Origin of the sequence: Staphylococcus sp. IVB6181 (assembly GCF_025561445.1) — a bacterium.
GTDB classification, from domain to species: Bacteria; Bacillota; Bacilli; order Staphylococcales; family Staphylococcaceae; genus Staphylococcus; species Staphylococcus simulans_B.
In genome coordinates, this window is record NZ_CP095096.1 from 2,062,167 (window position 1) to 2,088,339 (window position 26,173).

The 26,173-nt window shown below is 37.2% G+C and carries 27 protein-coding genes and 2 pseudogenes; 19 read left to right on the forward strand and 10 right to left on the reverse strand.

Going from position 1 to position 26,173, the window contains the following annotated elements; all coding sequences use genetic code 11:
* Positions 1 to 9: 9 nt before the first annotated feature.
* From hisG to hisIE, 8 genes and pseudogenes are all read left to right on the forward strand, one after another.
* Positions 10 to 627 (forward strand): ATP phosphoribosyltransferase, encoded by a 618-nt coding sequence (hisG, locus tag MUA90_RS10035; protein ID WP_262586658.1) that lies wholly within the window; start codon positions 10 to 12, stop codon positions 625 to 627.
* Positions 617 to 1,870 carry a histidinol dehydrogenase gene (gene hisD, locus MUA90_RS10040; protein ID WP_262586660.1) on the forward strand — a complete coding sequence of 418 codons (1,254 nt, stop codon included), beginning with the start codon at positions 617 to 619 and terminating at the stop codon, positions 1,868 to 1,870. The genes hisG and hisD overlap by 11 nt, the downstream gene beginning before the upstream one ends.
* A pseudogene (locus tag MUA90_RS10045) lies at positions 1,870 to 2,881 on the forward strand (pyridoxal phosphate-dependent aminotransferase). Before hisD ends, MUA90_RS10045 begins: the two are co-directional and overlap by 1 nt.
* Positions 2,853 to 3,434, forward strand: a complete 582-nt coding sequence (gene hisB, locus MUA90_RS10050) for an imidazoleglycerol-phosphate dehydratase HisB (protein WP_262586664.1) — start codon at positions 2,853 to 2,855, stop codon at positions 3,432 to 3,434. Before MUA90_RS10045 ends, hisB begins: the two are co-directional and overlap by 29 nt.
* Positions 3,431 to 4,012 (forward strand): imidazole glycerol phosphate synthase subunit HisH, encoded by a 582-nt coding sequence (hisH, locus tag MUA90_RS10055; protein WP_262586665.1) that lies wholly within the window; start codon positions 3,431 to 3,433, stop codon positions 4,010 to 4,012. The genes hisB and hisH overlap by 4 nt, the downstream gene beginning before the upstream one ends.
* Positions 4,005 to 4,709 carry a 1-(5-phosphoribosyl)-5-((5-phosphoribosylamino)methylideneamino)imidazole-4-carboxamide isomerase gene (hisA, locus tag MUA90_RS10060; RefSeq protein ID WP_262586666.1) on the forward strand — a complete coding sequence of 235 codons (705 nt, stop codon included), beginning with the start codon at positions 4,005 to 4,007 and terminating at the stop codon, positions 4,707 to 4,709. The genes hisH and hisA overlap by 8 nt, the downstream gene beginning before the upstream one ends.
* Positions 4,706 to 5,470 carry an imidazole glycerol phosphate synthase subunit HisF gene (hisF, locus tag MUA90_RS10065; protein WP_262586668.1) on the forward strand — a complete coding sequence of 255 codons (765 nt, stop codon included), beginning with the start codon at positions 4,706 to 4,708 and terminating at the stop codon, positions 5,468 to 5,470. Before hisA ends, hisF begins: the two co-directional genes overlap by 4 nt.
* Entirely contained in the window at positions 5,461 to 6,090 is a 630-nt protein-coding gene (hisIE, locus tag MUA90_RS10070) for a bifunctional phosphoribosyl-AMP cyclohydrolase/phosphoribosyl-ATP diphosphatase HisIE (protein ID WP_262586669.1), read from the forward strand. Before hisF ends, hisIE begins: the two co-directional genes overlap by 10 nt.
* Before the next feature lie 109 nt (positions 6,091 to 6,199).
* On the opposite strand, the gene MUA90_RS10075 is transcribed toward hisIE, so the two are convergent.
* The 6 genes from MUA90_RS10075 to MUA90_RS10100 form a co-directional block, all read right to left on the reverse strand.
* Positions 6,200 to 7,558, reverse strand: coding sequence for a TrkH family potassium uptake protein (locus MUA90_RS10075; RefSeq protein WP_114603704.1), 1,359 nt, complete (start codon positions 7,556 to 7,558; stop codon positions 6,200 to 6,202).
* 17 nt (positions 7,559 to 7,575) lie between these two features.
* Positions 7,576 to 9,261, reverse strand: coding sequence for a S1C family serine protease (locus tag MUA90_RS10080; protein WP_398577348.1), 1,686 nt, complete (start codon positions 9,259 to 9,261; stop codon positions 7,576 to 7,578).
* A 160-nt stretch (positions 9,262 to 9,421) separates the two neighbouring features.
* Entirely contained in the window at positions 9,422 to 10,225 is an 804-nt protein-coding gene (locus MUA90_RS10085) for a TerC family protein (protein WP_262586674.1), read from the reverse strand.
* A gap of 353 nt (positions 10,226 to 10,578) precedes the next feature.
* Positions 10,579 to 12,141, reverse strand: a complete 1,563-nt coding sequence (locus MUA90_RS10090; protein ID WP_105993720.1) for a peptide chain release factor 3 — start codon at positions 12,139 to 12,141, stop codon at positions 10,579 to 10,581.
* On the reverse strand, positions 12,138 to 12,395 hold the full coding sequence (locus MUA90_RS10095) for a YueH family protein (protein ID WP_262586676.1): 258 nt from the start codon (positions 12,393 to 12,395) through the stop codon (positions 12,138 to 12,140). The genes MUA90_RS10090 and MUA90_RS10095 overlap by 4 nt, the downstream gene beginning before the upstream one ends.
* On the reverse strand, positions 12,376 to 13,860 hold the full coding sequence (locus MUA90_RS10100; RefSeq protein ID WP_262586678.1) for a UDP-N-acetylmuramoyl-L-alanyl-D-glutamate--L-lysine ligase: 1,485 nt from the start codon (positions 13,858 to 13,860) through the stop codon (positions 12,376 to 12,378). The genes MUA90_RS10095 and MUA90_RS10100 overlap by 20 nt, the downstream gene beginning before the upstream one ends.
* A 386-nt stretch (positions 13,861 to 14,246) precedes the next feature.
* On the opposite strand from MUA90_RS10100, the gene MUA90_RS10105 reads away from it, so the two are divergent.
* Complete coding sequence (locus MUA90_RS10105; protein ID WP_262586680.1) at positions 14,247 to 15,422, forward strand: diglucosyl diacylglycerol synthase; 1,176 nt, start codon at positions 14,247 to 14,249, stop codon at positions 15,420 to 15,422.
* Positions 15,400 to 16,599, forward strand: a complete 1,200-nt coding sequence (gene ltaA, locus MUA90_RS10110; RefSeq protein ID WP_262588834.1) for a lipoteichoic acid biosynthesis MFS flippase LtaA — start codon at positions 15,400 to 15,402, stop codon at positions 16,597 to 16,599. Before MUA90_RS10105 ends, ltaA begins: the two co-directional genes overlap by 23 nt.
* Before the next feature lie 73 nt (positions 16,600 to 16,672).
* On the opposite strand, the gene MUA90_RS14100 is transcribed toward ltaA, so the two are convergent.
* The gene (locus tag MUA90_RS14100; RefSeq protein ID WP_398577349.1) at positions 16,673 to 16,990 is read right to left on the reverse strand and encodes a HEPN domain-containing protein; all 318 of its coding nucleotides are present in this window, start codon (positions 16,988 to 16,990) and stop codon (positions 16,673 to 16,675) included.
* A gap of 11 nt (positions 16,991 to 17,001) precedes the next feature.
* Positions 17,002 to 17,360, reverse strand: a pseudogene (locus tag MUA90_RS10115) (recombinase family protein); the annotation flags it as partial.
* A gap of 133 nt (positions 17,361 to 17,493) precedes the next feature.
* Here MUA90_RS10115 and MUA90_RS10120 point away from each other — a divergent pair.
* From MUA90_RS10120 to MUA90_RS10150, 7 genes are all read left to right on the forward strand, one after another.
* Complete coding sequence (locus MUA90_RS10120; protein WP_262586682.1) at positions 17,494 to 17,694, forward strand: hypothetical protein; 201 nt, start codon at positions 17,494 to 17,496, stop codon at positions 17,692 to 17,694.
* Positions 17,695 to 17,726: 32 nt separating this feature from the next.
* On the forward strand, positions 17,727 to 18,047 hold the full coding sequence (locus tag MUA90_RS10125) for an ArsR/SmtB family transcription factor (protein ID WP_262586684.1): 321 nt from the start codon (positions 17,727 to 17,729) through the stop codon (positions 18,045 to 18,047).
* Positions 18,048 to 18,136: 89 nt separating this feature from the next.
* A complete protein-coding gene (locus MUA90_RS10130) occupies positions 18,137 to 19,021 on the forward strand; it encodes a permease (RefSeq protein WP_262586686.1) in 885 nt (294 codons plus the stop codon).
* Positions 19,022 to 19,040: 19 nt separating this feature from the next.
* The gene (locus MUA90_RS10135; protein ID WP_262586688.1) at positions 19,041 to 20,096 is read left to right on the forward strand and encodes a methyltransferase domain-containing protein; all 1,056 of its coding nucleotides are present in this window, start codon (positions 19,041 to 19,043) and stop codon (positions 20,094 to 20,096) included.
* 24 nt (positions 20,097 to 20,120) lie between these two features.
* Positions 20,121 to 20,276 carry a hypothetical protein gene (locus MUA90_RS10140; protein WP_262586690.1) on the forward strand — a complete coding sequence of 52 codons (156 nt, stop codon included), beginning with the start codon at positions 20,121 to 20,123 and terminating at the stop codon, positions 20,274 to 20,276.
* A 67-nt stretch (positions 20,277 to 20,343) separates the two neighbouring features.
* A complete protein-coding gene (locus MUA90_RS10145; protein ID WP_262586692.1) occupies positions 20,344 to 20,520 on the forward strand; it encodes a hypothetical protein in 177 nt (58 codons plus the stop codon).
* Between the two features lie 416 nt (positions 20,521 to 20,936).
* Positions 20,937 to 21,185: a transposase family protein gene (locus MUA90_RS10150; protein ID WP_262588835.1), complete on the forward strand. Its 249-nt coding sequence runs from the start codon at positions 20,937 to 20,939 to the stop codon at positions 21,183 to 21,185.
* A gap of 434 nt (positions 21,186 to 21,619) precedes the next feature.
* Here MUA90_RS10150 and MUA90_RS10155 read toward each other — a convergent pair whose 3' ends face one another.
* Together MUA90_RS10155 and MUA90_RS10160 are read right to left on the reverse strand one after the other, a co-directional pair.
* Positions 21,620 to 22,129: a YjcG family protein gene (locus MUA90_RS10155; protein WP_105993715.1), complete on the reverse strand. Its 510-nt coding sequence runs from the start codon at positions 22,127 to 22,129 to the stop codon at positions 21,620 to 21,622.
* Between the two features lie 96 nt (positions 22,130 to 22,225).
* Entirely contained in the window at positions 22,226 to 22,960 is a 735-nt protein-coding gene (locus MUA90_RS10160) for an esterase family protein (protein WP_262586694.1), read from the reverse strand.
* Between the two features lie 304 nt (positions 22,961 to 23,264).
* Between MUA90_RS10160 and MUA90_RS10165 the strand changes: the two genes are divergently transcribed.
* Complete coding sequence (locus MUA90_RS10165) at positions 23,265 to 24,896, forward strand: alanine/glycine:cation symporter family protein (protein ID WP_262586696.1); 1,632 nt, start codon at positions 23,265 to 23,267, stop codon at positions 24,894 to 24,896.
* A 159-nt stretch (positions 24,897 to 25,055) separates the two neighbouring features.
* Positions 25,056 to 26,141 (forward strand): lipoteichoic acid biosynthesis protein CozEa, encoded by a 1,086-nt coding sequence (cozEa, locus tag MUA90_RS10170; RefSeq protein WP_262586698.1) that lies wholly within the window; start codon positions 25,056 to 25,058, stop codon positions 26,139 to 26,141.
* Positions 26,142 to 26,173: the final 32 nt, after the last annotated feature.

Here is a 26,173-nt window from a genome sequence, read left to right on the forward strand (position 1 = left end):
GAAGACATTATGTTAACGATTGCCCTCAGTAAAGGCAGATTACTCAAGGACTTCATTAAATTTTTAGAACACAACAACAACCCTATCTGGGCAGAAGCTTTAAACCAACGTGAACGTAAACTTCAAATTACCGTAAAAGGTATCAAGTTTATCTTAGTTAAAGGTACAGATGTACCGACTTACGTTGAAGAAGGTATCGCAGATTTAGGAATTACCGGCAGTGATATCTTAAGCGAAAAGCCGAATCATAACGTCAACAACTATATCGATTTACCATTCGGACAATGCCATTTCTCAGTCGCTGCGAAACCAGAAGTAACAGATATCCGCCGTGTTGCGACCACTTACGTCAATACAACACGCAATTACTTCAACCAGCTTGGCCAAGATGTCAGTATTATCCCGTTATCCGGTTCTGTGGAACTTGCGGCAGTCGTGGATATGGTCGATGCGATTGTCGACATTGTCCAAACAGGTACCACACTTAAATCCAATGGATTAGAAGAACGTGAACATATCGGCGATATCAACGCTAAATTGATTACGAACAAGCACGCTTTCTTCAGCAAATCAGCAGCAATCGAAAGTTTTATTCAACAATTGGGGGTTTATATCCATGCTCAATAAAGAAGAATTTTATCAACAATTTCAAGATGTCTCAGAAATTAAACAAGATGTCTTAGACAGTGTCAATACGATTATTCAAAAAGTTAAAGCCGAAAAAGACCAAGCACTCTTTTACTATAATGAACAATTCGACGGTGTCTCACTTTCGCAATTAGAAATTCCGCAAAGCGAAATCGACCAAAGTTTGGATCAAATCACACCTGAATTGAAAGCGGCTTTAACACAAAGTTTTGAAAATATCAAAGCATTCCAAGAACGCATTAAACACGAAGATGTGATTGGAGAATATACCAGCGAAATCTATAACCCGTTAGAAAGTGTCGGTATTTATGTACCTGGCGGAAAAGCTGCTTACCCTTCTACCGTCTTAATGACCGCAACACTCGCTAAAGTGGCAGGAGTTGAAAATATTGTAGTAGTAACTCCGCCGCAAGCTGAAGGTATTAAACCAAGTATCTTGGCTGCTTGTAAAATTGCCGGAGTCGACCGTGTCTTTCAAGTCGGCGGCGCACAAAGTATCGCAGCACTTGCATTTGGAACAGAATCTGTACCGAAAGTGGATAAAATCGTAGGTCCGGGCAACCAATTTGTAGCCGTAGCAAAACAATTATTATACGGCTATGTTGGAATCGATCAAATCGCAGGTCCAAGTGAAATCATGATTATCGCAGACGAAACTTCACAACCAGAATTTATCGTGCAAGATATCTTAGCACAGTCTGAACATGATGAACGTGCCCGTACATTCTTGCTTTCAACCAGCAAATCACTATTAGAACAAGTAGAAGCATTATTGCCGGATGCAATTGAAGCAGCACCTAGAAAAGCAATTATTGAACCGAGTGTCCGTGACTTCCACTACCCTATTCTCACTCAAAATACTGAAGAGAATATTGAAATCGCGAACTACGTAGCACCTGAACATCTATCGATTCAATCTGAAAATCCAGAACAATACATCAATAAAATCAAATATGCAGGCGCAATGTTCTTAGGTTCTTATGCGCCTGAAGCTTTAGGCGATTATAATGCAGGACCAAGCCACGTGTTGCCGACAAACCAAACATCACGCTTCACAAACGGATTAACCGTCAATGACTTCCTTACCAGCCACTCGGTTATCCGCTTTAATCAAGAAGCATTCAAAGACTACGCACAAGGCGCAATGGAGCTTGCACATGAAGAAGGCTTATACCAACATGAAGCCTCTGTCAAAGTAAGATTAGAAACGGAGGAATCTTAATGATATATATTGATAAAAACGAAAGTCCGATTCCAGCACTTTCTAAAGAAGAAATAAACGAGGTCATCAATACTAGTGATTTCCGTCTTTACCCTGAAACACAATACGATGCATTTTTAGAAGCATACGCTGCTTATTATAATTTGAACACTAATCAAGTCCTCGCAGCTAACGGCTCAGATGAATGGATTCAAAAATGTATGTTAGCACTGCCGAAAGGTCCTGTGTTGACACTCAGTCCCGATTTCGTTATGTATACAGAATTTGCGCATCAAACAGACCGCGCTATCGAGTATGTCACATGCGATGCAGATTTCCTCTTCTCGCTCGACGCGATTTTAGATCGTATCGATGCCGTACAGCCTGCATTCTTCATCATGAGCGTACCGCATAACCCTACTGGAGAACAGTACCCTTATGCGTTCTTACAAGCCATCAGCGAGAAAATGAAAGCACTTGGCGGCTATTTTGTCATCGACCAAGCATATATTGAATTCGGCGAACCGATTGAAGTTCCGCTAGATGATCATATTATTGTCATGAAAACATTAAGCAAAGCCTTCGCATTAGCCGGCTTGCGTATCGGTGTGGTGATTTCTACACCTAAAACGATTCAATTGCTCAATCGTTTTGCACATCCTTATCCGATGAGTACACTCTCTCTCAGATTGGCTGAAACCTTATTCAGAGATACAGCACGTGTAGAATCATTGATTGCTGAACAACGTTACTTATGCCGAAAACTCAATGACATCTTCCATAAGTATGCGAGCGACAAAATAAAAGTCGTACCCTCTAAAGCAAACTTTGTCTTCACTTATGGCGACAATGCACGCAGTTTAGGCGAATATGTAATGCAGCACGGCTTCCAGCCTCGTATTTATGATGAAGATAATTTAAAAGAAGCAGTGCGTTATTCTATCGCAACTGACACAGAATTAGATCAATTAGCTGAAATTATTAAAGAATGGAGTGAGCAGTTTTGACCTATCAAAAACAACGAGCAACTAAAGAAACTCATATTGACGCGACTTTAGATTTTACCGGAAAGTCAGAAACAACGATTCAAACAGGTGTCGGTTTCTTAGACCATATGCTGACTTTATTCAGTTTCCACAGCGGTATCAGTGTACAGTTGGAAGTAAAAGGCGATACGTATGTCGATGATCATCACACTACAGAAGATATCGGTATTGTCTTAGGCCAATTAATCTTAGAAGCCGTCCGAGACAAAACATCCTTCACTCGTTACGGCACATTCTATATTCCGATGGATGAAACATTGGCACGTGTTGTCACTGATATCAGCGGTCGCCCATTCTTATCATTCAATGCGGAATTCTCAAAAGAAAAAGTCGGAACTTTCGATACAGAATTAGTCGAAGAATTCTTCAGAGCGCTTGTTATTAATGCGCGTTTGACTACACATATCGATTTGATTCGCGGCGGCAATACCCACCATGAAATCGAAGCTATATTCAAAGCCTTTGCACGCAGCTTGAAAATCACTTTAGCAGAAAGTGATTCAAACGGTATACCGTCATCTAAAGGAGTGATTGAATGATCGCGATTGTAGATTACGGTGTCGGCAACATTAAAAATGTTGAACGTGCTGTTGCACATTTAGGCTATGATGCAAAATTAACACGTGATTTTGATGAAATCCGTGAAAGCTCTCATATCATTTTGCCGGGTGTCGGACATTTCAAAGATGCGATGACCGCTTTAAAAGATACTGGCCTCGATCAATTGTTGATCGAACTCAAAGACAGCAAACCTTTTATCGGTATTTGTTTAGGGATGCAAGTGATGTTTGAACATAGCGATGAAGGCGACGTTGACGGCATAGGGATGATACCTGGCCGTGTGGTTCCTATCCAAACAACTTATCCTGTACCGCATTTAGGATGGAATAATTTAGAAAGTACACATCCCCTTTTACATCAAGATGTGTACTTTATCCATTCTTATTATGTTCAAACAAAAGCACCGATTATTGCGACAGCAGATTACGGCTTGCCGATTACTGCTATCGTCCAATCTGATAATAAAATTGGAATTCAATTTCATCCGGAAAAAAGCGGTGATTTCGGATTAGAAATTTTAAATCAAGCATTGAAAGGTGGTTTTCTCCATGATTGAAGTTTGGCCCGCGATTGATTTAATAGACTCTACCAGTGTCCGTCTGACTGAAGGCGATTATGATACGAAAGAAGCAATGGCACGTACTGCAGAAGAAGCCATTGCCTTTTACAGCAAATATACATGCATCAAACGTATTCATGTGATTGATTTGATTGCTGCGAAGACGAAACAGCCGGTAGAAGCGGATTATATCGAACAGCTTGTCGGTTTAACAGAGTTGCCGATTGAAGTCGGCGGCGGTATCCGTTCTATTGAAACGATTGAAGATTACTTTAATAAAGGCGTTGCTTACACGATTGTCGGTACAAAAGGTATTCAAGATACAGAGTGGTTAAAAGCCGCTGCACAGCAATTCCCAGGCCGTATTTATCTATCAGTCGATGCGTTTGTGGATGAAATTAAAGTCAACGGCTGGCTTGAAAATACCGGTTTGAACCTTTTTGATTTTGTAAAAGAAATTGAAGATGCGCCCCTTGGCGGTCTGATTTATACAGATATTTCAAAAGACGGCAAATTAGAAGGCCCGAACTTTGAATTAACAAAACAATTAGCACAATCTACTTCATTGCCAGTAGTAGCTTCAGGCGGTATCCGCAGTGCAGAAGATTTAAAACGTTTAGAAGCAGACGGTGTTCATGCGGCAATCGTCGGCAAAGCCGCAAATACAGAATCATTTTGGGAGGGTTTAAAATGATCAAAAAGCGTATTATTCCCTGCCTTGATGTTAAAGACGGCCGTGTGGTTAAGGGTGTTCAATTCAAAGGTTTGCGCGATATCGGCCACCCAGTGGAGCTTGCTGAATATTATAATCAAGAGCTTGCGGATGAATTAGTATTCTTAGATATTTCGCGTACAGAAAGCGGCCATCAAATGATGCTTGATATTATCGAAGAGACCGCTTCTAAACTCTGCATTCCGTTAACTATCGGCGGCGGCATCAGTTCTGTCGAGGATATTTCAACCTTGCTCAAACATGGTGCAGATAAAGTATCGCTTAATTCCAGCGCTTTACGTAATCCAGAATTAATCCAAGCAGCCAGCCAAAAATTCGGTTCGCAATGTATTTGTATTGCGATTGATGCGAAGTGGGAAGAAGACAAGCAAGATTGGTTTTGCTACACACATGGCGGCAAACAACGCACAGATAAACGTGTATTGGACTGGGTTAATGAAGTCGAAGACTTAGGTGCCGGAGAATTATTAGTAACGAGTATGGATTATGATGGTGTCAAACAAGGTTTTGATCATCGTTTGTTAAAACAAATCAATGACCGCGTTTCGATTCCGATTATTGCTTCAGGCGGCGGAGGCAACGCACAGCACTTTGCGGATTTATTCAAATCTACATATGTTTCTGCAGGTTTAGCCGCAAGTATCTTCCACGATAAAGAAACAACTATAGGTGCAGTCAAAGCATTTCTAAAAGACGAAGGAGTGAATGTCAGATGGCAGTAACACCAGACTTTTCAAAAGGATTAATTCCAGCAATCTTGCAGCATTATCAAACCAAACAAGTGCTCATGCTGGGCTATATGAATGAAGAAGCATATAACAAAACATTAGAAGATAAAGTATGCTGGTTCTATTCGCGCAGCAAAGGCCGTTTATGGAAAAAAGGAGAATCTTCTCATAACTACCAGCACGTCGTCGACATTAAATTAGATTGCGATCAAGATACAGTCTTAGTAATGGTTGATCCAGACGGTCCGACATGCCATACAGGCGCAACCAGTTGTTTTAATACCACAACACCTTTCTTCATCGACAGTCTGCAAGACATTGTGCAATCACGTGCCGACAGTGATGATGAAAGCTCTTATACACACTATTTATTAAAATCAGGTGTTGAAAAAATCACTAAAAAATTCGGCGAAGAAGCATTCGAAGTCGTCATAGCCGCAATGAAAGATGATCAAGAGGAATTGACGAACGAAACAGCCGATGTACTTTACCACCTCTTTGTATTGCTTCATGCTTGCGGTGTCACTGTTGAAGATGTGAAACAGGTCTTACAATCCAGACATCAAAAAAGCGGTAATTTCAAAGGTGAACGAAAAGATATTCAAGATTGGTAAAATATCTCCGTACAATAAGAAAAGCATGTGCTTGATTCTTTTAAATAAAAGAGTCAAACACATGCTTATTTTTATGATGAGTATATAGTATTTGAGTTCAAATACATCATTAACCGATTTGAACTTTCTCTTTCGGATAATGATACAACACAGGTTCTTTGCGTCCGCCGACCATAAGTATAAAGGATATCAAGCCGACACGACCGATAAACATCAATACCATCAGTACTACTTTGGACATATCGCCGCCATCACTCGAGAGACCAAGCGATAAACCGCAGGTTCCGAAAGCAGACATTACTTCAAAGAAGACTTGAAGCACTGAGAATTTAGCACCTTCTGCTGCTTGGATGATAATAATAGATGTTAGTGATAAAAACGTTGCGACACTTAATACCATAAATGTCTTTTGAATATCCGAAGGCATGATCTCACGGTTGAAGACTTTAATCGTATTTCTTTCAGTATCCGTTCTGAAGTTCAGCATAAATAGGATTAAAATCGCAAATGTTGTTGTTCGAATTCCTCCGCCCACTGAACTTGGAGAAGAACCGATAAACATTAGGACACCCATGAGCGAGTTCGTCGCATCTGTAAATTGCGTAATATCAAAAGTTTGCAGTCCTGCACTTCTCGTTGTCGTCGATTGGAACATGGCGTAAAAGAGTGCTTTGTGCCAACTTGCATCTTTTAATGCGTGGCCGGACTCTAAGATTAAAATCATAATTGTTCCGAAGACGAATAATGCTAAATATGTGATTGTTGTAATTCTCGCAAAAAGCGAGAAACGGAAATTCGGATTTCTGTTGCTGATGTATGCTTTGATCTCAAGCAATACTGGGAAACCGATTGAACCTAAAGTGATTAAAAACATCACTATCGTTTGTACAAAATAATCATTTGCATATGGAATCAATGAGTTCCCTGTAATATCAAGTCCTGCGTTGGTTGTGGATGCTACTGATACGAAGAAGCCTTGCATTAAGGCATACTGAATATCTGAAGTATCTCGATAAAAGTAGAATGCTAATAACAGCGCTCCTACTAATTCAATCAGCAATACAGCTCTGACAATCTCGATAATCAGTTGTACTGCACCGCTCATTGTATGGCGGTTATTGTCTAGCATAATCATTTGACGTTCGCGCAAGCCGATATGTTTGCCTAAAATCAGCCACAGCACTGTGCCGAGTGCCATTACTCCGACACCGCCGATATTTAAAATAATCATAATCACTATCTGCCCGAATGTTGAATACGTATCTGCAATAGTTACGGGCGTTAATCCAGTTACACTGATACCTGATACCGCCACAAATAAAGTGTCGATCGGATCGACCTTTACGCCGGGTTTAAGGACGTAAGGCAAGTTCAACATCAAAAAAGCAGCGATAATTGCTATAAGATAGAATAAGACAATACCTTGTTGAGGACTGGATCTTTTGAATAACTGATTAAAAATGGACAACTCTTTTCACCTCAACGTTACTTCAATTTAATCGTAATATCCTTAAGTTTACCATTTCTATATAATTTTGCCGATATTGGTTTCAGATCATCTTTATGTTGGAAAACAATCTGTCTATATCTTAAGTTATCTTCGATTTTTTTACCATCTAATTCTACAATAATATCGCCTGTTTTTAAACCTGCTTTTTCACCTAGTGAATCGTCAGTGACTTCTCTGACTACCACACCTTGCTCTACATCTTTCGGTACATTGAATTGCGAACGTTCGCTGTCGCTTAATTCAGCTACATTTGAAAGTGCAACGCCTGTATTCGGATATGTGACATGTCCTTTTTCTTCGAGCTGTTTTGCAAGTTTGACTGCTTGATTAACCGGAATCGCAAAGGCCATACCTTCAACTGCAGGCATATCGATTTTCAAAGAAACAATGCCGACTAACTTGCCGTTTTGATCCACTACTGCGCCGCCAGAGTTCCCTGGGTTGACAGGCGCATCAATTTGAAAGGCTCTTGTCAGCACATCATATTTTTGGTCTTTATCAATATCTACCGGCACATTACGGTTAAGTCCTGAAACGACACCATTTGAAATACTGCCTTTAAAATCTGCTCCTAATGGGTTGCCGACAGTGATGACAGGTTCTGCCAACTGTAATTGATTCGAATCGCCGATTTGAATTGCTTTGACGTCGCTGTCTTTTTCAACATCTGCTTTCACCACAGCAATATCAGAGTATTTATCTTTGCCGATTACTTTGCCTGTAGTTTCTTTAGAATCATCATAAAGAATACGCTGTGTCTTTTTATCTCCTACTACATGACTATTCGTCAATATAAAAATGGAGTCGTCCACTTTTTTGTAGACGACACCTGAACCAATCTCATTATCAGATTTTGCTGTTTCCTTATCTACTGAGCTGGATTGCTTGCTCTTATTTTCAACTGTAACCACGGAGTGGATAGAACTTTTAGCTGCTTTCATCATAGCGGTTTGTTTCTTATCGCCGCTGCCGCTCAGTGTTGCCACATCGCCTGCTGTACCATCATCACGGTTTTGCAAGTTGTGGAAAATCGCAAACAGTAAGAGTACTAAAATAATAACACCAATCGCAATCGCAATTTTAGCCCAATGTTTTTGGAAGAAGGCTGCCGCTTGGTTATTGTGTCCTTCTTTTTCTTCATTGTGTACATCAGACGTTTCTCTTCTCTTTTGTTCAGGAGAAAATGCACGTTTCGGTGCTTCTTTTGCATCTGTTGCGTTCTCTTCTTTTTCTGATGCTGAGGCAGCTTTTTGATTTTTCACTGTTTCTTGTTTAGCACCTTCTGTTGTATCTGACGTCTTTTCTTTATGTATGCCTGTAATCGGCGACACAACTTCATTTGTACTTGCTGCTTGTGTTTCTTTTTCATCTTCAGGTGCTTCTTTGCCTTGTGCAATCGCCTGTTGGTGATTGATTTCTTCTTGTGTAAGCTTTTCGATACGTGCTTTTCTTAAATTGTCTTTAACACGCTCTTCATTATTCTTAGCTTGCATTGCCGCTTTTTCTTTTTCTTGCTGCTGCTGTTCTTTTTCTTGTTGAACACGCTGCTCTCTTTCTTCGTTATGGAAGAATTCCCGACGTTTTCGCTTATAATGACTTTTAGGAATGACTTGTTTTTCATCCGGCTGATGCTTGTCATTTGAATGTTTCTCTTCTGTCATCATTACGCCCCCTTCACTACAATCTTTCTAGTCTATTATGACACAATCTTTTATGAATTTCTTGTAAATTCGTGCTTATTCTCTATTTTCCTTGATTTTTTTCAAAAATAAAACACCTGATGCAAAATTGAACGCATCAAGTGTTTTATCCTCTATCTGATTAGTGAGATTTTTGTTGTTTATTGTGACGGACTGAAGAAATCCAGCCGATAAATACAAGTCCTAACATCACTGCCCAGAAAATGATTTGCCATAGTGTTGAATGTGGGAAATGTTCTGGGATAATTTGGATTTTTGGATGTGCTAATACAAGGATGACTAATTTAATCCCTACCCAGCCGACAATTGCGAAGGCTGCACCTTCAAGACCAGGATATTTGTTAAGCAATTCGACAAACCAAGTTGCCGCAAAACGCATTAAGATAACACCAATCATACCACCTAGGAACATTACTGCGAATTGACCTAAGTCCATTCCGCCGAAATGAATGCCTAAAGGTTTTAATGTAAAGGCAATTGCCATAGCTGCTAACATAGAGTCGATCGCAAAGGCAATGTCCGCAAATTCAACTTTAGCCACTGTACCCCAGAATTCTTTCGGGCTGGCTTTTTTCTCTCTGCCATGTTCATCAAAGTGATGGTCATCACCTTCAGGCTGTTCTGGGCCATGTCCTTTGGCTTTAAAGAATTTATAAAGGTTGCGCGCTGACATATAAATTAAATAAGCGGCACCTGCTGCTTGGATAAACCAGAAGTTAACCAAGTAACTGATTAAGAATAGTGATGCAAAACGAAAAACAAATGCACCTAGTAAACCGTAAAATAATGCTCTCTTTCTTTGCTCAGGCGGTAAATGTCTTACCATAACGGCCATTACAACTGCGTTATCTGCAGCCAGCAAGCCTTCCAAAAATACGAGTACGAACAATACCCATCCGTAGGATAAAATTAAACTCGGATCCATTTAAAGACCACTCCTTATTAAAAATCATCGTGTGCTGAAGTTGCTTGACATTGTTCTATCATGTTTGTGCTTAAAAAAGCTGCTTTTCTATTTATCGCCGTTTTAAATCGTGCTCAAACATCTTTAGTACAATTTGATACAAAATAAAAGAGACCTATGCTAAATATATAGCAAAGGTCTCACTTGAAAACATATCTTTATTATATGCATTCCATTTTACCGGAAGTGTCAGGCACTTCGTAATGACGACAAAATGTTGAAGCGGACTTAATTCCGACTTCGTAAGTTACTCCCCTCTGACATGACTGTCATAGGTATTCAATTATTTAAAACAAGTATACCCTATTACAGTCTTACAATAAACTATAAAGTTTAATTTCAGGGAATTTTTCTTCAAACCAGCGTGTCGCAAATTCATTTTCGAATAAGAATACTTTTTGTTCATACCGGTCTTGTACCAAAATAGAACGTGCTGTACTCATTTTATCTTGAATCGCATCTTCATTTTCTACCCAACGTGCAATTTTGCGGCCGACCGGTTCCATAATAACGTCCACATTATATTCATTGTTCATACGGTGCTCGAACACTTCAAATTGCAGCTGTCCGACTGCCCCTAAAATAATCTGGTTCGTATGCAATGTTTTATAGTATTGAATAGCACCTTCTTGTACCAGCTGCTCAATACCTTTATGGAAATGTTTTTGTTTCATAACGTTTTTCGGCGATACTTTCATAAACAGTTCAGGTGTGAACTGCGGTAAATCTTCAAAGCTGTATTTTTGGTTGCCGCCGACTAATGTATCTCCGATTTGATAGTTGCCTGTATCATACAAGCCGATAATGTCTCCTGCAACTGCGTGGTTGATCGTTTCTTTATCATCAGCCATAAATGATGTCGAACGTGTAACTTTAGACTTTTTATTCGTACGCTGCAATTTAACATCCATACCACGTTCGAATGCCCCGCTGACTATACGCATAAATGCGATTCTGTCACGGTGTTTAGGATCCATGTTGGCTTGGATTTTAAAGATAAAGCCAGAGAAGTCAGGCGCAAACGGGCTTACTTCTTCTTCGTCTTTCGTTAAACGGCCGTTCGGCATCGGCGCATGATCGACATAAGCGTTTAAGAAATTCTGTACACCGAAGTTGGCTAATGCTGAACCGAAGAATACAGGTGTTAATTCACCAGCTAAAAGCATGTCATTGTCAAAGTCTTCACCCGCTTCTTCCACTAACATAAACTCTTCGATTGCTTGTTCGAAAGTACTATCATTCGTAATCGCATGTTCTTCTTCCAATTCATAATCTTCATTAATATGCAATAAATGTTCTTCATCTCGAAAAGGCTCGATTGTACGATGTTCTCTATCGATAATACCGAAGAAGTTTTGACCCATACCTACAGGCCAGTTCATCGGATAAGTTTTAATATTCAATGTTTCTTCAATTTCATCTAACAATTCGAAAGGTTCTTTACCCACACGGTCCAATTTATTGATGAAAGTGAAGATAGGAATACCGCGCATTTTACATACTTTGAATAATTTAAGTGTTTGCGGTTCGATTCCTTTCGCACAGTCGATAACCATCACTGCACTGTCCACTGCCATTAAAGTACGATACGTATCTTCTGAGAAGTCTTCGTGCCCAGGTGTATCTAAAATATTAATATTATAATGATCGTAGTTAAATTGCATCACAGAACTTGTGACAGAAATACCACGTTCTTGTTCTACTTTCATCCAGTCACTCGTTGCGAATTTGCCTGATTTTTTACCTTTTACTGTACCTGCTTCACGAATTGCTCCGCCGAATAACAGTAATTTCTCAGTTAATGTTGTTTTCCCGGCATCCGGGTGAGAAATAATCGCAAAGGTTTTTCTGGATTCGATTTCATCCTTTATACTCATATGTTGTCTCCTTTATCAAAAATAATTAAAGTCAGTTCATGTGCTAAGTGCTCTGCCTCAGCCTCATCCATTAAGTTAAATAAATACATAATCAATTCTTCTTCTACATCTTCTGCTGACTCCTTCTTATCTAGCTCTGCAGACCAGTTCAGATCCGAAATGGCAATCAGAATTGTCTGCATCGTATCATCTGTATAACAAAAAGCTTGTGCGCCTTCTATTGCTTGAAGTGTTCTAATCTTCAGAAGGGCCACCTCCGAATTTCTTGTAGGCTGCTTCTAAACCGATTAAATCATCACGGTGCGGTACTTTAACATGTCCCGGCATGATTTGATAAGGTTCGCGGCCTTTAGAAGCTAATACGACTGTGTCGCCTGGTTCTGCGACTTCAATCGCATGGCGGATACCTTCAGCACGATCTGTAAATTCTACATAATTATCATGTGTTGCATTTTTTGCAAGTTCAGCCGTCAGCATTTTAGGATCATCATTGGCTGGATTGTCAGGCGTGAAAATAACATAGTCTGCTCGGCATGCTTGTTTGCCCATTTCAGGTGTTTTCGTCAAATCACGTTCACCTGCCATACCGATTAAAAAGATTAGTTTTTGTTTCACAAAAGGTTTTACTGCGTCGATCAGCTTTTCGATACCGTCAGTTGTGTGTGCATAATCGATAATCAAGTCAATCGGCAATGATGGATCTAATACTTCTAAACGTCCTTCTACAGGGTCTAATTGACTGACCACATTAACAATGTCCTGCATAGGCGTACCTTTACTCCACACCGCTGTCATGGCTGCCATAATATTAGAAATATTGAATTGTCCTACATAAGGCGATTCAACATGGAAAGTGCCGTCAGGTGTCACAAAATCAAACGTTGCGCCTGTTAACGACTCTTTGATGTGCTCTGCTTTGAATTGCGCAGGTCTGTGAATACCATACGTAAAGACTTCATAAGGCGTTACACTTTTAAGATATTCTGAGAAATCATCATCTTCATTGACAATCGCATATTTTTCTTTGCTTAAATCTTCGCCAAGCTGACTGAATAATAAGGATTTGGCATGACCATAAGCTTCCATTGTACCGTGGAAATCCAAGTGGTCTTGCGTTAAATTTGAAAAGATTGCGACGTCGAATTCAACACCGCTTAAGCGTCCTAAAGCTAAACCGTGGCTTGAAACCTCTAACGTCATTGCTTCTGCACCCGCTTCAACCGCTTCATGCACCTTTTTAGTCAATGTCACTGTTTCAGGTGTCGTATTCTCGCCTTTTGTGACAGTTTCATTGATTTGGTAGCCGTTTGTACCTAAATAAGCACTGCCTTTGCCAAGTTTGCGGTGAATTAAATGAATCATCGTCGCAATAGATGTTTTGCCGTTGGTTCCTGTCACACCATATGTGACTAATTGCTCACTCGGATAATGGTACAGCTTATGTACGATTAAACTTGCCACACGTCTTGTATGCGGCACCACCACTTGTGTGACATCTCCTTGCAAGTCTTGTTTGCGTTCTACCACAATCACTTTGCATCCTTGATTTACGACATCTTGGCAGAATTTATGACTGTCTACTGTATAACCTTTAGATGCTACAAAGATACTGCCTTCTTTTGCAGTACGAGAATCTGTTGTTACATCATTAATTTCTCTGTCTAAACTGCCAAGCACTTGTTTCGATTTTATCTTTTCGAACAATTCGTTCGCTTTCACATCGATCGCCCCTTCTTAGTCCAATACTATAATATTATACATTTTTCCTTCAGAAATCTAAATACGAAAACTCATTTTCTATTGTATCGTTTTCTCATTGATAATTATATCAACAGCACCATTGCAATTTGTTTTTTTCAAGTTTAGCATATCGGGTTTAGGTTATAGAAATAGATAATGCCTAACTTTAAATTTGCGATAAATGTTAAGATAGTATGAAAATATTTTTATAGTGTGTTAATAAGTGTTATAATTCAGTGATGTTAGCGTCAATACTATTTAATATAAATGCAACATACGTTAAACTGTAGGCAAAGCAGTTGTACTAAAACAATTGCGTTCAAATAGGTAACACTAAATCTACTAACTGGAGGGTGGCTGCTTTCATGGTTACTCAAAATAAGAAGATATTGATAATTACAGGTTCTTTCGGGAACGGCCATTTGCAGGTGACCAATAGCGTTGTGAATCAATTAAATGAAATGAATCTCAAGCATCTTTCTGTGATTGAGCATGATTTGTTTTTAGAAGCACATCCTATTTTGACTTCCATTTGCAAGAAGTATTATATCAATAGTTTTAAGTATTTCAGAAATTCATACAAGCGTTTTTATTATAGCCGCCCACAAGACATTGATAAATGCTTTTACAAATATTACGGTCTGAACAAACTGATTAATTTGTTGATAAAAGAAAAACCGGATTTGATACTGCTGACATTCCCGACACCGGTCATGTCAGTATTAACCGAACAATTTAATATGAACATTCCGATTGCGACGGTAATGACAGATTATCGCTTACATAAAAACTGGGTCACACCCCACTCTTCACGTTACTATGTCGCTACAGAAGATTTGAAGCAAGAATTTAAAACTATCGGCGTACCACAAGATATTATAAAAGTTACAGGCATTCCTATTTCAGAACAATTTGATGAAGATATTGATAAAGCAGCTTGGATGCGTAAAAATCATTTAGATCCTAACCGTCCGACTATATTAATGTCTGCAGGTGCTTTTGGTGTATCTAAAGGATTTGAAGCAATGATTTCAGATATTTTAGAACGCTCGCCTGAAACGCAAGTTGTCATGGTTTGCGGCAAAAACAAAGAATTAAGACGCAGCTTGAAATATCAATTCAAGACGAACAAAAATGTTTTAATCTTAGGTTACACACATCATATGAACGAATGGATGGCTTCTGCTGACTTAATGGTAACCAAACCAGGCGGTATCACAATTTCAGAAGCTTTAGCACGCAGAGTTCCTATGATTTTCTTAGACCCTGCACCTGGCCAAGAACTTGAAAATGCCTATTACTTTGAAGCTAAAGGTATGGGTAAAGTGGCTGATACGACAGAAGAAGCCATTGCTTTGATTACTTCACTGACACAAGATGAAACAGCGTTAAAAGCGATGTCAGCACGTATGCAAGAATTGAAAGTCAAGTACCCTACCTATAAATTATGCCGAGACCTTTTACATCTATTAGATGAATCTTCACAAGCTGAAGAAATTTATGGAAAGGTACCATTATATGCAAAGCTCTTCCTCAAGTAAATCCAACAATAACTATAAACGTAATTTCATAATTATGTTGTTTATCTTATTCTTTATGGAATTTGCACGCGGTATGTTTGTACTCGGCTACTTGCCTTTCTTGCCTACGGTATCCTCCGTAGCAGTCGGTGTAACGTCTGCGGCAGTTTCAATTCATTATATTTCTGATGCGGCAACGAACTTTGTTGTCGGTTTCTTATTGAAACGTTTTGGAGCGAAGCCGGTCTTAACACTCGGCTTCTTGCTTGCTTTCGGCAGTTTATTCTTAGTCATTTGGTTCCCATATAATCCTATCGTCTTGATTTTAAGTGCAATCTTATTAGGGGTTGCTTCAAGTCCGATTTGGGTCATTATGCTCTCTAGTGTCAGAGACGAATCACGCGGTAAACAAATGGGCCATGTCTATTTCTCATGGCTCTTTGGTTTACTTGCAGGGATGATCGGCATGCTGCTGATTGTGAAAGTCCATCCGACGCATTTCACATTCTTAATGGCACTTGTAGTGTTATTTGCATGGATACTTTACTACTTCGTAAAAATCCGTTTAACCAACTATAAAACACGCCGTCTAAAAGAACAGCTTGCACAAATTAAACGTGTAGCTCATTCCAACGGTGTACTCTTCCCGGGTATTATCTTGCAAGGTGCATCTATCAGTGCATTGGTCCCTATTTTGCCGACTTATGCAACAAAAGTAGTTAAAGTCAGCATGGTAGAATATACCGCTGCTTTAATTATCGGCGGTGTCGGTTGTGCCATTTCAATGCTGTTCTTATCTAAAATCATCGACCATCATGGCAGAAAATTCATGTACAGTGCAATCTTTACCGGCTTTATCCTGTACACACTTGCGATATTCAGCTTATCTATCATTACACAAATTTATATCGTATGGGGTGTAGCACTGTTCATCGGTTTAATGTATGGTTTCTTGCTGCCTGCTTGGAACACCTTTATGAGCAAGTTCATTAAGAAAGATGAACAAGAAGAAACATGGGGTGTTTTCAACAGCATCCAAGGTGTCGGTGCAATGATCGGACCATTAATCGGCGGTATGTTATACCAATTCACCAACAATTTGAATATGACTTTCTATTTCTCAGGCGGTGTCTTTGTTTTCCTAGCTGTATTCTACGGAATTTACTTCTTGCGAATTTCAAAACGAGAACAAACATAATCATAACGCATACAATAAATTAGGCAACCTATTCAATCAGAGCATTGGATAGCTTGCCTTTTTTAATTTCTATTTATAAATGCGTTGCTTTTAACAGTTGAATAATCGCATTCGATGGCATCCCCATGTGTGTCAAAATGAATGCTTTCAATAATTGTACAACGTATTCAACAATATGATCATCCGTATCTTGTTCATAGACGGGCTTTTGTTGACTAGGAAAATAATGCGAGTGATAGTTTCTATAATTTTTTAGGTCCTTATTTAATGAGGTATGATAATTGACGCAATTCCTTAAATAGTTTTGTAAGGGTTCATCTAATCTATAAAGCAGCTCTTTGTATCTTTGAACTAAAGTGGTACCCTTTTTACTTGTAAATCTGCGATGCATCCCTCTTGTTATGAAATCATTGCTAAAATTTGAATAATTAAATCTTTCATAAATTTATCTAGTAGTGGATTTCGAATCTCTTCATTCATCATAGGTAAACTCGTTATCATTAATTGAACTTCTTTATCTTTTAAGTAATTAACTGTTTGAATTATTTCAGCATAATTTCGTCCTAGTCTATCAATAGATTCAACAATTAAGCTCCCTTTCTTAAAAAATTTAATACTTCTTGAAAAACAGGTCTGTTTTCTATAGATTTACCTGATTGTTTTTCTGTGAAAATTTTTTCAGCACCAAAAGATTGCAAATGTCCAATTTGTCTATCTAAATTTTGGTCAATGGTCGAAACTCTTGCATAACCAACTATCATTTTTAACACCCTTTCTCATACACCCTAAATAACATAAATTAGTAACTTGCAAAAGTTGCATTAATAAGTTATAGTTAATACATCGAAAAAAGTTGATGTATTGTTTTAGTATTTTATAAAGGAGTTCGATTTTATGAGAATAAATCATGCAGGTACCCTATCTGTTGATTATTTTGTTAGTTACTTAAATCTAATTATGATATCAAGAGAAGTTTCTTTAAAAGAAGCTATTTCATATATGAAAAATGAGTTTTTTAAAGGAGAATCTGACATGTATGGTAAAATAACAGAATCTCATTTTAATAAAGCAATACAAGAACTCAAACAAAAATAGAAATATCTATATATAAGAGAGGTGATTATTCAATGGAAGTCATTAAGTCCAGTCCTAATAGAACTGAGGAAGAACAATTAGACTTTTATGAACAAATGTTTAATGCGCTCGCTGATAAAATCAGGCTTAAAATTCTACATTCAATACGCCAAAGCGATTCAAAATCTTTATGTGTTTGTGATTTAGAAGAATTATTAGCGTTAAAACAATCTAAACTTTCCTATCATTTAAAAAAATTAGTAGATGCAAATATTCTTATTCCTGAAAAACATGGCACATGGAATTATTATAAAATTAATGAGCAACAAATACAGGTGGTTTTAAATGAAGATACTTGCTGTAAGATACTTTAAGTATCTTCTTTTTAACATAGAATAAATCAACTTTTTTTGATTAATACATCAAGAAAAGTTGATTAAATAAATTCGGAGGCGTTATACTAATGGTAGATTCAATTATGGAATTCATAAAAACATTTCTGATGTTATTTTTTGAATTATTATTACTATTTATAGTAGTGAGTTTTATAGTAAGTCTGATTCAACAAGTTGTTTCAGAAGAAAAAATTAAAAAGCTTTTGAGCAAACCTAATAAAGCCGTCAATTATATATTTGGTATGATAATTGGTGCTGTTACACCATTTTGCTCTTGTTCAACTATTCCAATACTTGCAGGTCTATTAAATTCCAAAGTTCCTTTTGGTCCAGCAATGAGTTTCTTAATTGCTTCACCGTTAATGAATCCATTAAAGATATTTATGTTATGGGCATTATTAGGGTGGAAAGTAGCTGTTGTTTATTTTGCAGTACTAGCAATTTTCAGTATTTTAACAGGCTTAGTATTTTCAAAAATAAATTTAGCTGAAAGTTATAAAGGGGTCAATGTTAAAGGTGATGGATTTTTTGCTAATAAATCAGGATCTCGTTTTAAACAAGCATTAAACGATGCGTGGGCATTTTTATACCCAATGTTACCTTATCTACTTATTGGTGTATTTATTGGTGCCTTTATATACGGATTCATACCTGAAGAATTTATAACTAAGTATGCAAGTGGTACTGGTTTTATATCGGTCTTTATTGCTTCTGTTATAGGTGTCCCTATGTATATCAGACCAGAAACAATGTTACCTATAGCCGAAGCATTAGTATCAAAAGGTATGTCGCTAGGAACAGTAGTTGCATTAATAATTGGTGGTGCTGGCGCGAGTATTCCAGAGGTCGTATTGCTATCTAAGTTATTCAAGAAAAAATTTGTAATATCATTCGTTATCGCAATTTTAGTTGTAGCCATTGCTACAGGACTAATTGTTAATATGATTATTTAAATTTAAGGGGGATAAATTAATGAATCAAGAAACGTCAGTAATTAGCAGATATGGAAATGCTGCAAAAAATCATGAAGAAAACCTATGTTGTCCAGTAGAGTATGATACAAAATATTTGAAAATAATACCAGATGAAATCATAGAAAAAGATTATGGTTGTGGTGATCCCTTAGGCAAGATTAAAGAAGGTGATACTGTTTTAGATTTGGGATCTGGCGGAGGAAAAGTTCCTTATATAGTTTCTCAAATTGTTGGTGAAACAGGTGAAGTTATTGGAGTAGATATGAATGATGATATGTTACACCTTGCTAAAAAATATCAGAATCAAATGATTGAAAGAATAGGTTACGACAATGTTAGTTTTTATAAAGGTAAGATACAAAATTTAAAATTAAACTTAGAAGTACTAGATAGTTATTTACAAGAACACCCTGCTAGCGATTTAGATACTTATCAATCTATCAATCAATATATTGCTTACTTAGAAAATGAAATGACTATGATAAAAGATAATAGCATAGATGTGGTTATATCTAATTGTGTTCTAAACTTAGTTTCAACAGAAGAAAAAGAGTCTCTTTTCAAAGAAATTTATCGTGTTTTAAAAGATGGTGGTAAGGCTGTTATTTCAGATATCGTTTCTAATATGGAAGTGCCAGAGAAATTGAGGCAAGATAAAGACTTGTGGAGTGGTTGTTATTCAGGTGCTATTGAAGAAAAGTCTTTTGTTGAAGCTTTCGAAAATGTTGGCTTTTATGGTGTGGAAATAGATAAACGTGAAAGTACATGGACTACTATAGAAGATATTGATTTTAGAAGTATGACGGTTATAGCTAATAAAGGTAAAGAAGGTCCTTGTATTGATAAAGGACAATCAGTAATATATAAAGGGCCATTTAAACATATTGAAGATGATGATAATCATATATTTGAGCGTGGAGAAAGAACTTTTGTATGTGAAAAAACATTTAATATATTACAACAAAATCCATATAAAGATGTGTTTGAATTTATCAATGAAAATGAAGAAGCTATTGATATAGAAGAATGCTGTGACACATCATGTGGTTGCTAAAAAATAATTAAAGGAGGTGTTAAAATGAAAAAAAATGCATTTAAAAAAGCTATTTCTAAATTAAAACCTAAAGAGCAAGCTTGTTGTTCCGTCGAAATTGAAGAAAATAAAGAGAGCAACAAAGAGAGCAACAAAGAGAATACAAGTAACGATCAAAAGAATAATAAAAGCTGTTGTTAATGGCGTATCATTAACAATAAATTAGGGAGCATAAAAGTATGCTTCCTTTTTTAATGGAGGTGCTGAAATGATTCAAAATTTAGTTGGCTTTACAGAAGAAGAACGTAAAAAAGCTATGGAAAGATATCATGTCCTTGAACCTTATTTAAAAAACTTAAAATCAGTTAGGGCAGTTAGCAAATCAGAAAAATACCAAATCGTACGCTTTATAATTGGAATAATAGATACAAAAATGATGGATTAGCTGGCCTAATAGATGCAACGAGAAAAGATAAACATCGAATTAAGACAGATAAAGATACTATTAGTTTTATTCAAAATGAGTATTTCAGTAACAGAGGAATTTCTATAACTTCTATATATCGGAAAACAAAACAGTGGTGTAACAATAAGAGACTCCCTGAACTTAGCTATTACCAAGTTTATAATATTATTAAGCGAATACCTGAAAATTTAAAAGCTTATTCAAAAATGAACTCAAAAAAGTATGCTGAAAAATACGATGGTATATATAGACGTGAGTGCCAACGTCCTAATGAAATTTGGCAAGCTGATCATACCATGTTGGATATAAAAGTATTAAATGAAAAGAATGAAATTGAAAGACTTTGATTAACAATCATTTTAGATGATTATAGCAAATCAATCGCAGGTTTCAGAATAGCGTTTGGAGCACCAGACACCGAAAGAACAGCACTTGTTCTAAGACAAGCAATATGGAAAAAAGGAAATTCAAAATGGCCAATTTGTGGCATACCAGAAAAATTCTATACTGATCATGGCAAAGACTATACCTCAGAACATATGCGACAAGTATCAGCTAACCTTAAAATAGAACTGATATATTCCAAAATAGGTATACCAAATGGCAGAGGAAAAATAAAACGTTTTTTCAAACAGTTAATTTAATGTTTCTTAAATTACTTCTTAGTTATACCAAAAATAAAAAATCAAGAAAACATCTTACCTTAAAAAGAACTTAATAATAAGTTTAAATACTTTATATTAAACAAATATCATTATCGTCAACATGGAACAACAAAAGAAAACCGATGCAAAAATGGAATCAACCAGACTTTCTCCCCCCATTACCTGAATCTAGAGAATTATTAGATTTACTATTATTAACTACAAGTAAACACAGAAAAATATACGGTGAAAACTTCATGTCCTAACGACATGCTATGCTTTCACCTTGAATAAAATATGTATTTAAAAGCAAGAGGGTAAGACATTGAAGATAATGATAGTGAATACTTAGTCTATCGCTGCCCTCATATGCACAATGTCTCAGCCTCGTACTTTTCTTTTATGAACTACATCGCGTCTAATACGGATGCGTATTATTTAAAATTGAATGTGTCGATTTCCACCCATTTTTCTTCTTCATCGTCGTATTTCATCAATGTTAATGCACTGATTGTTTCTTCATAGTCAATACCTGCCAGTTTAACTTGGCCGAAGATATCTTCGAATTCTTGGCTTGTTAAACCTTGAGCAATTGTAAAATGCGGAACAAATGAATGTTCTGGTTGGCCATGGAAATCACCGTTGTTGAAACGATCATTCAATTCTTCTAATTCTGGTGTTTTTTCAACTTTGAAATAAATCACATTATTCACAGGCGCAAAGTTAGAAGCTTTTGTCGCATGAATGTATAGTGGTTCAATACCTTCGATACGTGATTTGATTTCTTCTTTTACTTTATCTAAATCTCCTTCTTCAACCTCAAATGAATCTTTGATTGTGATATGAGGCGGAATTTGTGCATAGCGTTCGTCATAGCGTTTACGATATGCATCAATTTTTTCACGGAACGTTTTTGATGGAATTAATGCTAACCCTAAAATCATTTGAATTCCTCCTTAATTGAACTATATGGCCATTATAGCAAATATTGAATGAAATCGTTACCAAAAACCGAAACTTTACAGAATTAACTGAATAATTTATTCTGCCAAGAAATATAATAATAAAGGTTCCATTAATTTTTTCCAGTATTTCCAGCGATGTCCCCCATCAAACTCTTCATAATGATGTGTGACTTGAAGCTGTTCGAATAATGCTTTAAGTTCCCTATTCGGTGTTAAGAAATCTGCACGTTCGCCTGTTGTCGGCAGCGCAAAATCAATTTCTTCTTTACCGACTGCATGCCATACATTCAATTGATCAATAAATTGGCAGCGGTTTGCGAGCAAATCCACTACTTCATTGAACATCGGACTGAACATGCCGACTTGATTAAACAAGCGCGGATAAGATAACGCAGTCATCAATGCAATCGAACCCGCTAGGCTGTCCCCTAATAAAATACGTCCGCTTGCGACTTTGAAAGTCGGGAAAGTTTTATCGATATAAGGCAAAATTTCTTGTCCCATTGCCTTCACTGTTAATGGCGAACGGCTGCCGTCAGGTGAAAATTCTTCTCTGCGTTTATCTACCGTTTCATAATGGAATCCGATAATAATGGCACGTTCGACTTCTTCATTTTTTCTTAAACGTTCATAGGCACGGTGGATTTGTCCGAAACGAAAGAAATCCAAGCCGTCAAAACAAAAAACAACTTTATATTTAAACAAAGGCGTGTAATTTTCAGGTAAATATATCGATAACGTAATATCACGTTCTAAGATATCACTGTGAAAAATAGTTTTATTAATAGTACCTGCTTTTAATTCTGTCACAATACTCTCTCCTCATTTTTGTCATATTTTCATTTTAACAATTTTTACACGGATTTGGTATTAACCCAGATTCCATCTAAGTTTATCGCGTTATTCCGATTAATCTAATGCGGTTTTCATTATTAATTTTAATCTTTAATTTTGTTAAAACTGTTGCACGGAATCTTTAGCCACAGTATAATTATAAAAAATCACTGTAACTAACGCATGTCGAAACACATACAGAAGTTGACTAGGACAGCTTATTTTTTAGGGGTAAAATGTAAGCGTTTTCTTTTGTTCGCTTCATAAGGGGGAAATCATTATGCTTGAAAGTTTTGTAGCTTGGTTTAATGAGGTTGTGTGGAGTAAACCGCTCGTTTATGGTTTATTGATTACTGGAATTTTATTTTCATTGATGATGAAATTCTTCCAAGTCAGGCATTTTAAAGAAATGATCCGACTGATGTTTCATGGGGAAAAATCACCTACTGGTATCTCAAGTTTCCAAGCCATTGCGCTCTCGTTAGCCGGGCGTGTCGGGACTGGTAACATTGTGGGTGTATCAACAGCTATCTTTATCGGGGGTCCCGGTGCAGTATTTTGGATGTGGATCACTGCATTCTTAGGGGCAAGCAGTGCATTTATCGAATCCACTTTAGGTCAAATCTTCAAACGTGAAGAAAAAGGCGAATACCGCGGCGGGCCTGCTTACTATATCGAATATGGTATTAAAGGCAAACTGGGTAAAATCTACGGCTTGGTCTTTGCGGTTGTAACAGTTATTTCCGTTGGTTTATTGTTACCGGGTGTACAGTCTAATGCGATTGCAAGCTCAATGAATAACGCTTTCCAAATTCCGAATTGGGTTATTGCGATTACCATCGCAGTTATCTTAGGTTTGATTATCTTCGGCGGTGTTAAATGGATCGCAAATGTAGCGACAGCTGTCGTACCATTTATGGCTATTCTTTATATCTTGATGGCAGTCTTTATTATTGTGATTAATATTCAAGCTGTCCCTGCCCTATTCGTTTTAATCTTCAAATCGGCTTTTGGGATGCAAGCCGCATTCGGCGGTATCTTCGGTGCGATGATTGAAATCGGTGTAAAACGTGGTTTATATTCTAACGAAGCTGGTCAAGGGACTGGACCGCACGCAGCTGCCGCTGCAGAAGTATCGCATCCGGCAAAACAAGGTTTGGTTCAAGCATTCTCAGTATATGTCGATACATTATTCGTATGTACTGCGACAGCTTTAATCATTTTAATCTCGGGTACTTACAACACAACTAATGGTGAAGTAGGACCTGGCGGTATTCCGAAATTAATTAAAGATAATGGTATTTTTGTGCAAAGCGCGGACGGTACAAAAGATTATTCAGGTACTGCCATGTATGCACAAGCAGGTATCGATAAAGCCCTTCAAGGCGGAAGCTATCATTTTGATCCTGCATTCTCAGGCTTTGGTTCTTACTTCATTGCGATTGCGTTATTCTTCTTTGCCTTTACAACAATACTTGCCTATTACTACATCGCAGAAACAAACATTGCCTATATGACACGAAACAGTTCTGTCTTCACTTCAAAAATCTGGATTAATGTTGCGCGAATTGCATTAATCTTTGCGGCATTCTATGGTTCGATTAAAACTGCAGATGTAGCTTGGAGTATGGGCGACTTAGGTGTAGGTATGATGGCATGGCTCAATATTATCGCAATCTGGATTCTGCATCGACCAGCAGTAGATGCCTTAAAAGACTATGAATTCCAAATGAAGAAAAAAGGTTCTGGGAACTTTGCGATTTATCATCCAGACCCTAAAAAATTACCAAACGCAACTTTCTGGCTCGAAGACTATCCGAAACGTTTGAAAGAAGCACATATCAGCGAAGATGATGAAGATACGTCTGATGATCCGTCTATTCCTGTAAAAGGAAAACTAGAAGAGGTTTAAAAAATGATCAGAGAAGGTACTAAATAAGGTACTTTCTCTTTTCTTTTATTTTCACAAATATAATACATAATCGACATTTCGTTAAAATTATTCCTTTTTCATCATTATGAAGTAAGCTATAATGATGTATAAGTCTATTTCTTTAGGAGGACGCTAACAATGCTGAATAAAGTATGGTTCCGAACGGGAATCATGTTAATTATATTATTTCTATTAATCAAATTGATAATGGAAGTACATGTAATATTTGAACCGTTCATTATTATTATTCAATCTGTGTTATTGCCATTTATCCTGAGCGGCTTCTTATTTTATGTCTTCTTACCGCTTCAAAAATTCTTAGAAAAACATAAAATACCGCGTTGGGGCAGTATTTCGATTATCTTCGTTATTTTAATCGGTTTGACTGCGACCGCAGTTACAGTGGTTGTGCCTTTAATCGCCAACCAAATCAATGGTTTAATCCAACAAGCACCGCAGCTTCAAAAAGAAGCACAAGGGATTGTAACCTATGCGCTTGATCAAATGGACAAATTGCCGAATGATGTTTCAGACCGTATCAATAAAGTCGTGAAATCATTTGGGGATAATGTGACAAATATCTTGTCTAACTCTATTTCGATCGTATCGCAAATTATCTCAACATTATTCTTATTAATCATGGTGCCGTTCTTCTTAATTTATATGTTGAAGGATCATGAAAAATTCATCCCTTCTATCGCAAAATTATTCAACGGCGACCGTAAAGTCTTTGTGACTAACCTTTTAAAAGATGTTAACAATACGCTGCAATCTTACATTCAAGGTCAAGTAACAGTCAGTATTATTTTAGGTATCATTCTTTATATCGGTTATACAATTATCGGTTTAGAATATACATTATTACTCGTCCTCTTTGCGGGTGTCGCAAACATGATTCCATTCTTAGGACCATGGATGGCCTTCTTACCGGCTGCAATTATCGGTATCATTCAAAGTCCCACAGCATTCATTTGGGTCTGTGTGGTCACTTTGATTGCACAACAATTAGAAGGTAATGTCATTACACCTAATGTCATGGGTAAATCATTAAGCATTCACCCATTAACTATCATCATTGTCATTTTAGCTGCAGGCAACTTAGGCGGTTTCGTCTTAATCTTAGTTGCAGTGCCATTGTACGCAGTGATTAAAACAGTAGTTCGCAATGTCTTTAAATATCGACAAGAGATTATGTTAAAAGCGAAAAGCGAAGTAAAAGATTAGTATGATAAATTATAAAAACGTTCTGTCCGCAA

Coding starts and splice junctions, on each gene's coding strand:
- cozEa (WP_262586698.1), top strand. CDS start 25,056: ATGCTGAATAAAGTATGGTTCCGAACGGGAATCATGTTAATTATATTA.
- MUA90_RS10130 (WP_262586686.1), top strand. CDS start 18,137: ATGGTAGATTCAATTATGGAATTCATAAAAACATTTCTGATGTTATTT.
- MUA90_RS10165 (WP_262586696.1), top strand. CDS start 23,265: ATGCTTGAAAGTTTTGTAGCTTGGTTTAATGAGGTTGTGTGGAGTAAA.
- MUA90_RS10140 (WP_262586690.1), top strand. CDS start 20,121: ATGAAAAAAAATGCATTTAAAAAAGCTATTTCTAAATTAAAACCTAAA.
- hisG (WP_262586658.1), top strand. CDS start 10: ATGTTAACGATTGCCCTCAGTAAAGGCAGATTACTCAAGGACTTCATT.
- hisH (WP_262586665.1), top strand. CDS start 3,431: ATGATCGCGATTGTAGATTACGGTGTCGGCAACATTAAAAATGTTGAA.
- MUA90_RS14100 (WP_398577349.1), bottom strand. CDS start 16,990: ATGCATCGCAGATTTACAAGTAAAAAGGGTACCACTTTAGTTCAAAGA.
- MUA90_RS10145 (WP_262586692.1), top strand. CDS start 20,344: ATGATTCAAAATTTAGTTGGCTTTACAGAAGAAGAACGTAAAAAAGCT.
- MUA90_RS10105 (WP_262586680.1), top strand. CDS start 14,247: ATGGTTACTCAAAATAAGAAGATATTGATAATTACAGGTTCTTTCGGG.
- hisIE (WP_262586669.1), top strand. CDS start 5,461: ATGGCAGTAACACCAGACTTTTCAAAAGGATTAATTCCAGCAATCTTG.
- MUA90_RS10125 (WP_262586684.1), top strand. CDS start 17,727: ATGGAAGTCATTAAGTCCAGTCCTAATAGAACTGAGGAAGAACAATTA.
- MUA90_RS10120 (WP_262586682.1), top strand. CDS start 17,494: ATGAGAATAAATCATGCAGGTACCCTATCTGTTGATTATTTTGTTAGT.
- MUA90_RS10085 (WP_262586674.1), bottom strand. CDS start 10,225: ATGGATCCGAGTTTAATTTTATCCTACGGATGGGTATTGTTCGTACTC.
- MUA90_RS10090 (WP_105993720.1), bottom strand. CDS start 12,141: ATGAGTATAAAGGATGAAATCGAATCCAGAAAAACCTTTGCGATTATT.
- hisD (WP_262586660.1), top strand. CDS start 617: ATGCTCAATAAAGAAGAATTTTATCAACAATTTCAAGATGTCTCAGAA.
- hisA (WP_262586666.1), top strand. CDS start 4,005: ATGATTGAAGTTTGGCCCGCGATTGATTTAATAGACTCTACCAGTGTC.
- MUA90_RS10135 (WP_262586688.1), top strand. CDS start 19,041: ATGAATCAAGAAACGTCAGTAATTAGCAGATATGGAAATGCTGCAAAA.
- hisF (WP_262586668.1), top strand. CDS start 4,706: ATGATCAAAAAGCGTATTATTCCCTGCCTTGATGTTAAAGACGGCCGT.
- MUA90_RS10080 (WP_398577348.1), bottom strand. CDS start 9,261: ATGACAGAAGAGAAACATTCAAATGACAAGCATCAGCCGGATGAAAAA.
- MUA90_RS10155 (WP_105993715.1), bottom strand. CDS start 22,129: ATGATTTTAGGGTTAGCATTAATTCCATCAAAAACGTTCCGTGAAAAA.
- ltaA (WP_262588834.1), top strand. CDS start 15,400: ATGCAAAGCTCTTCCTCAAGTAAATCCAACAATAACTATAAACGTAAT.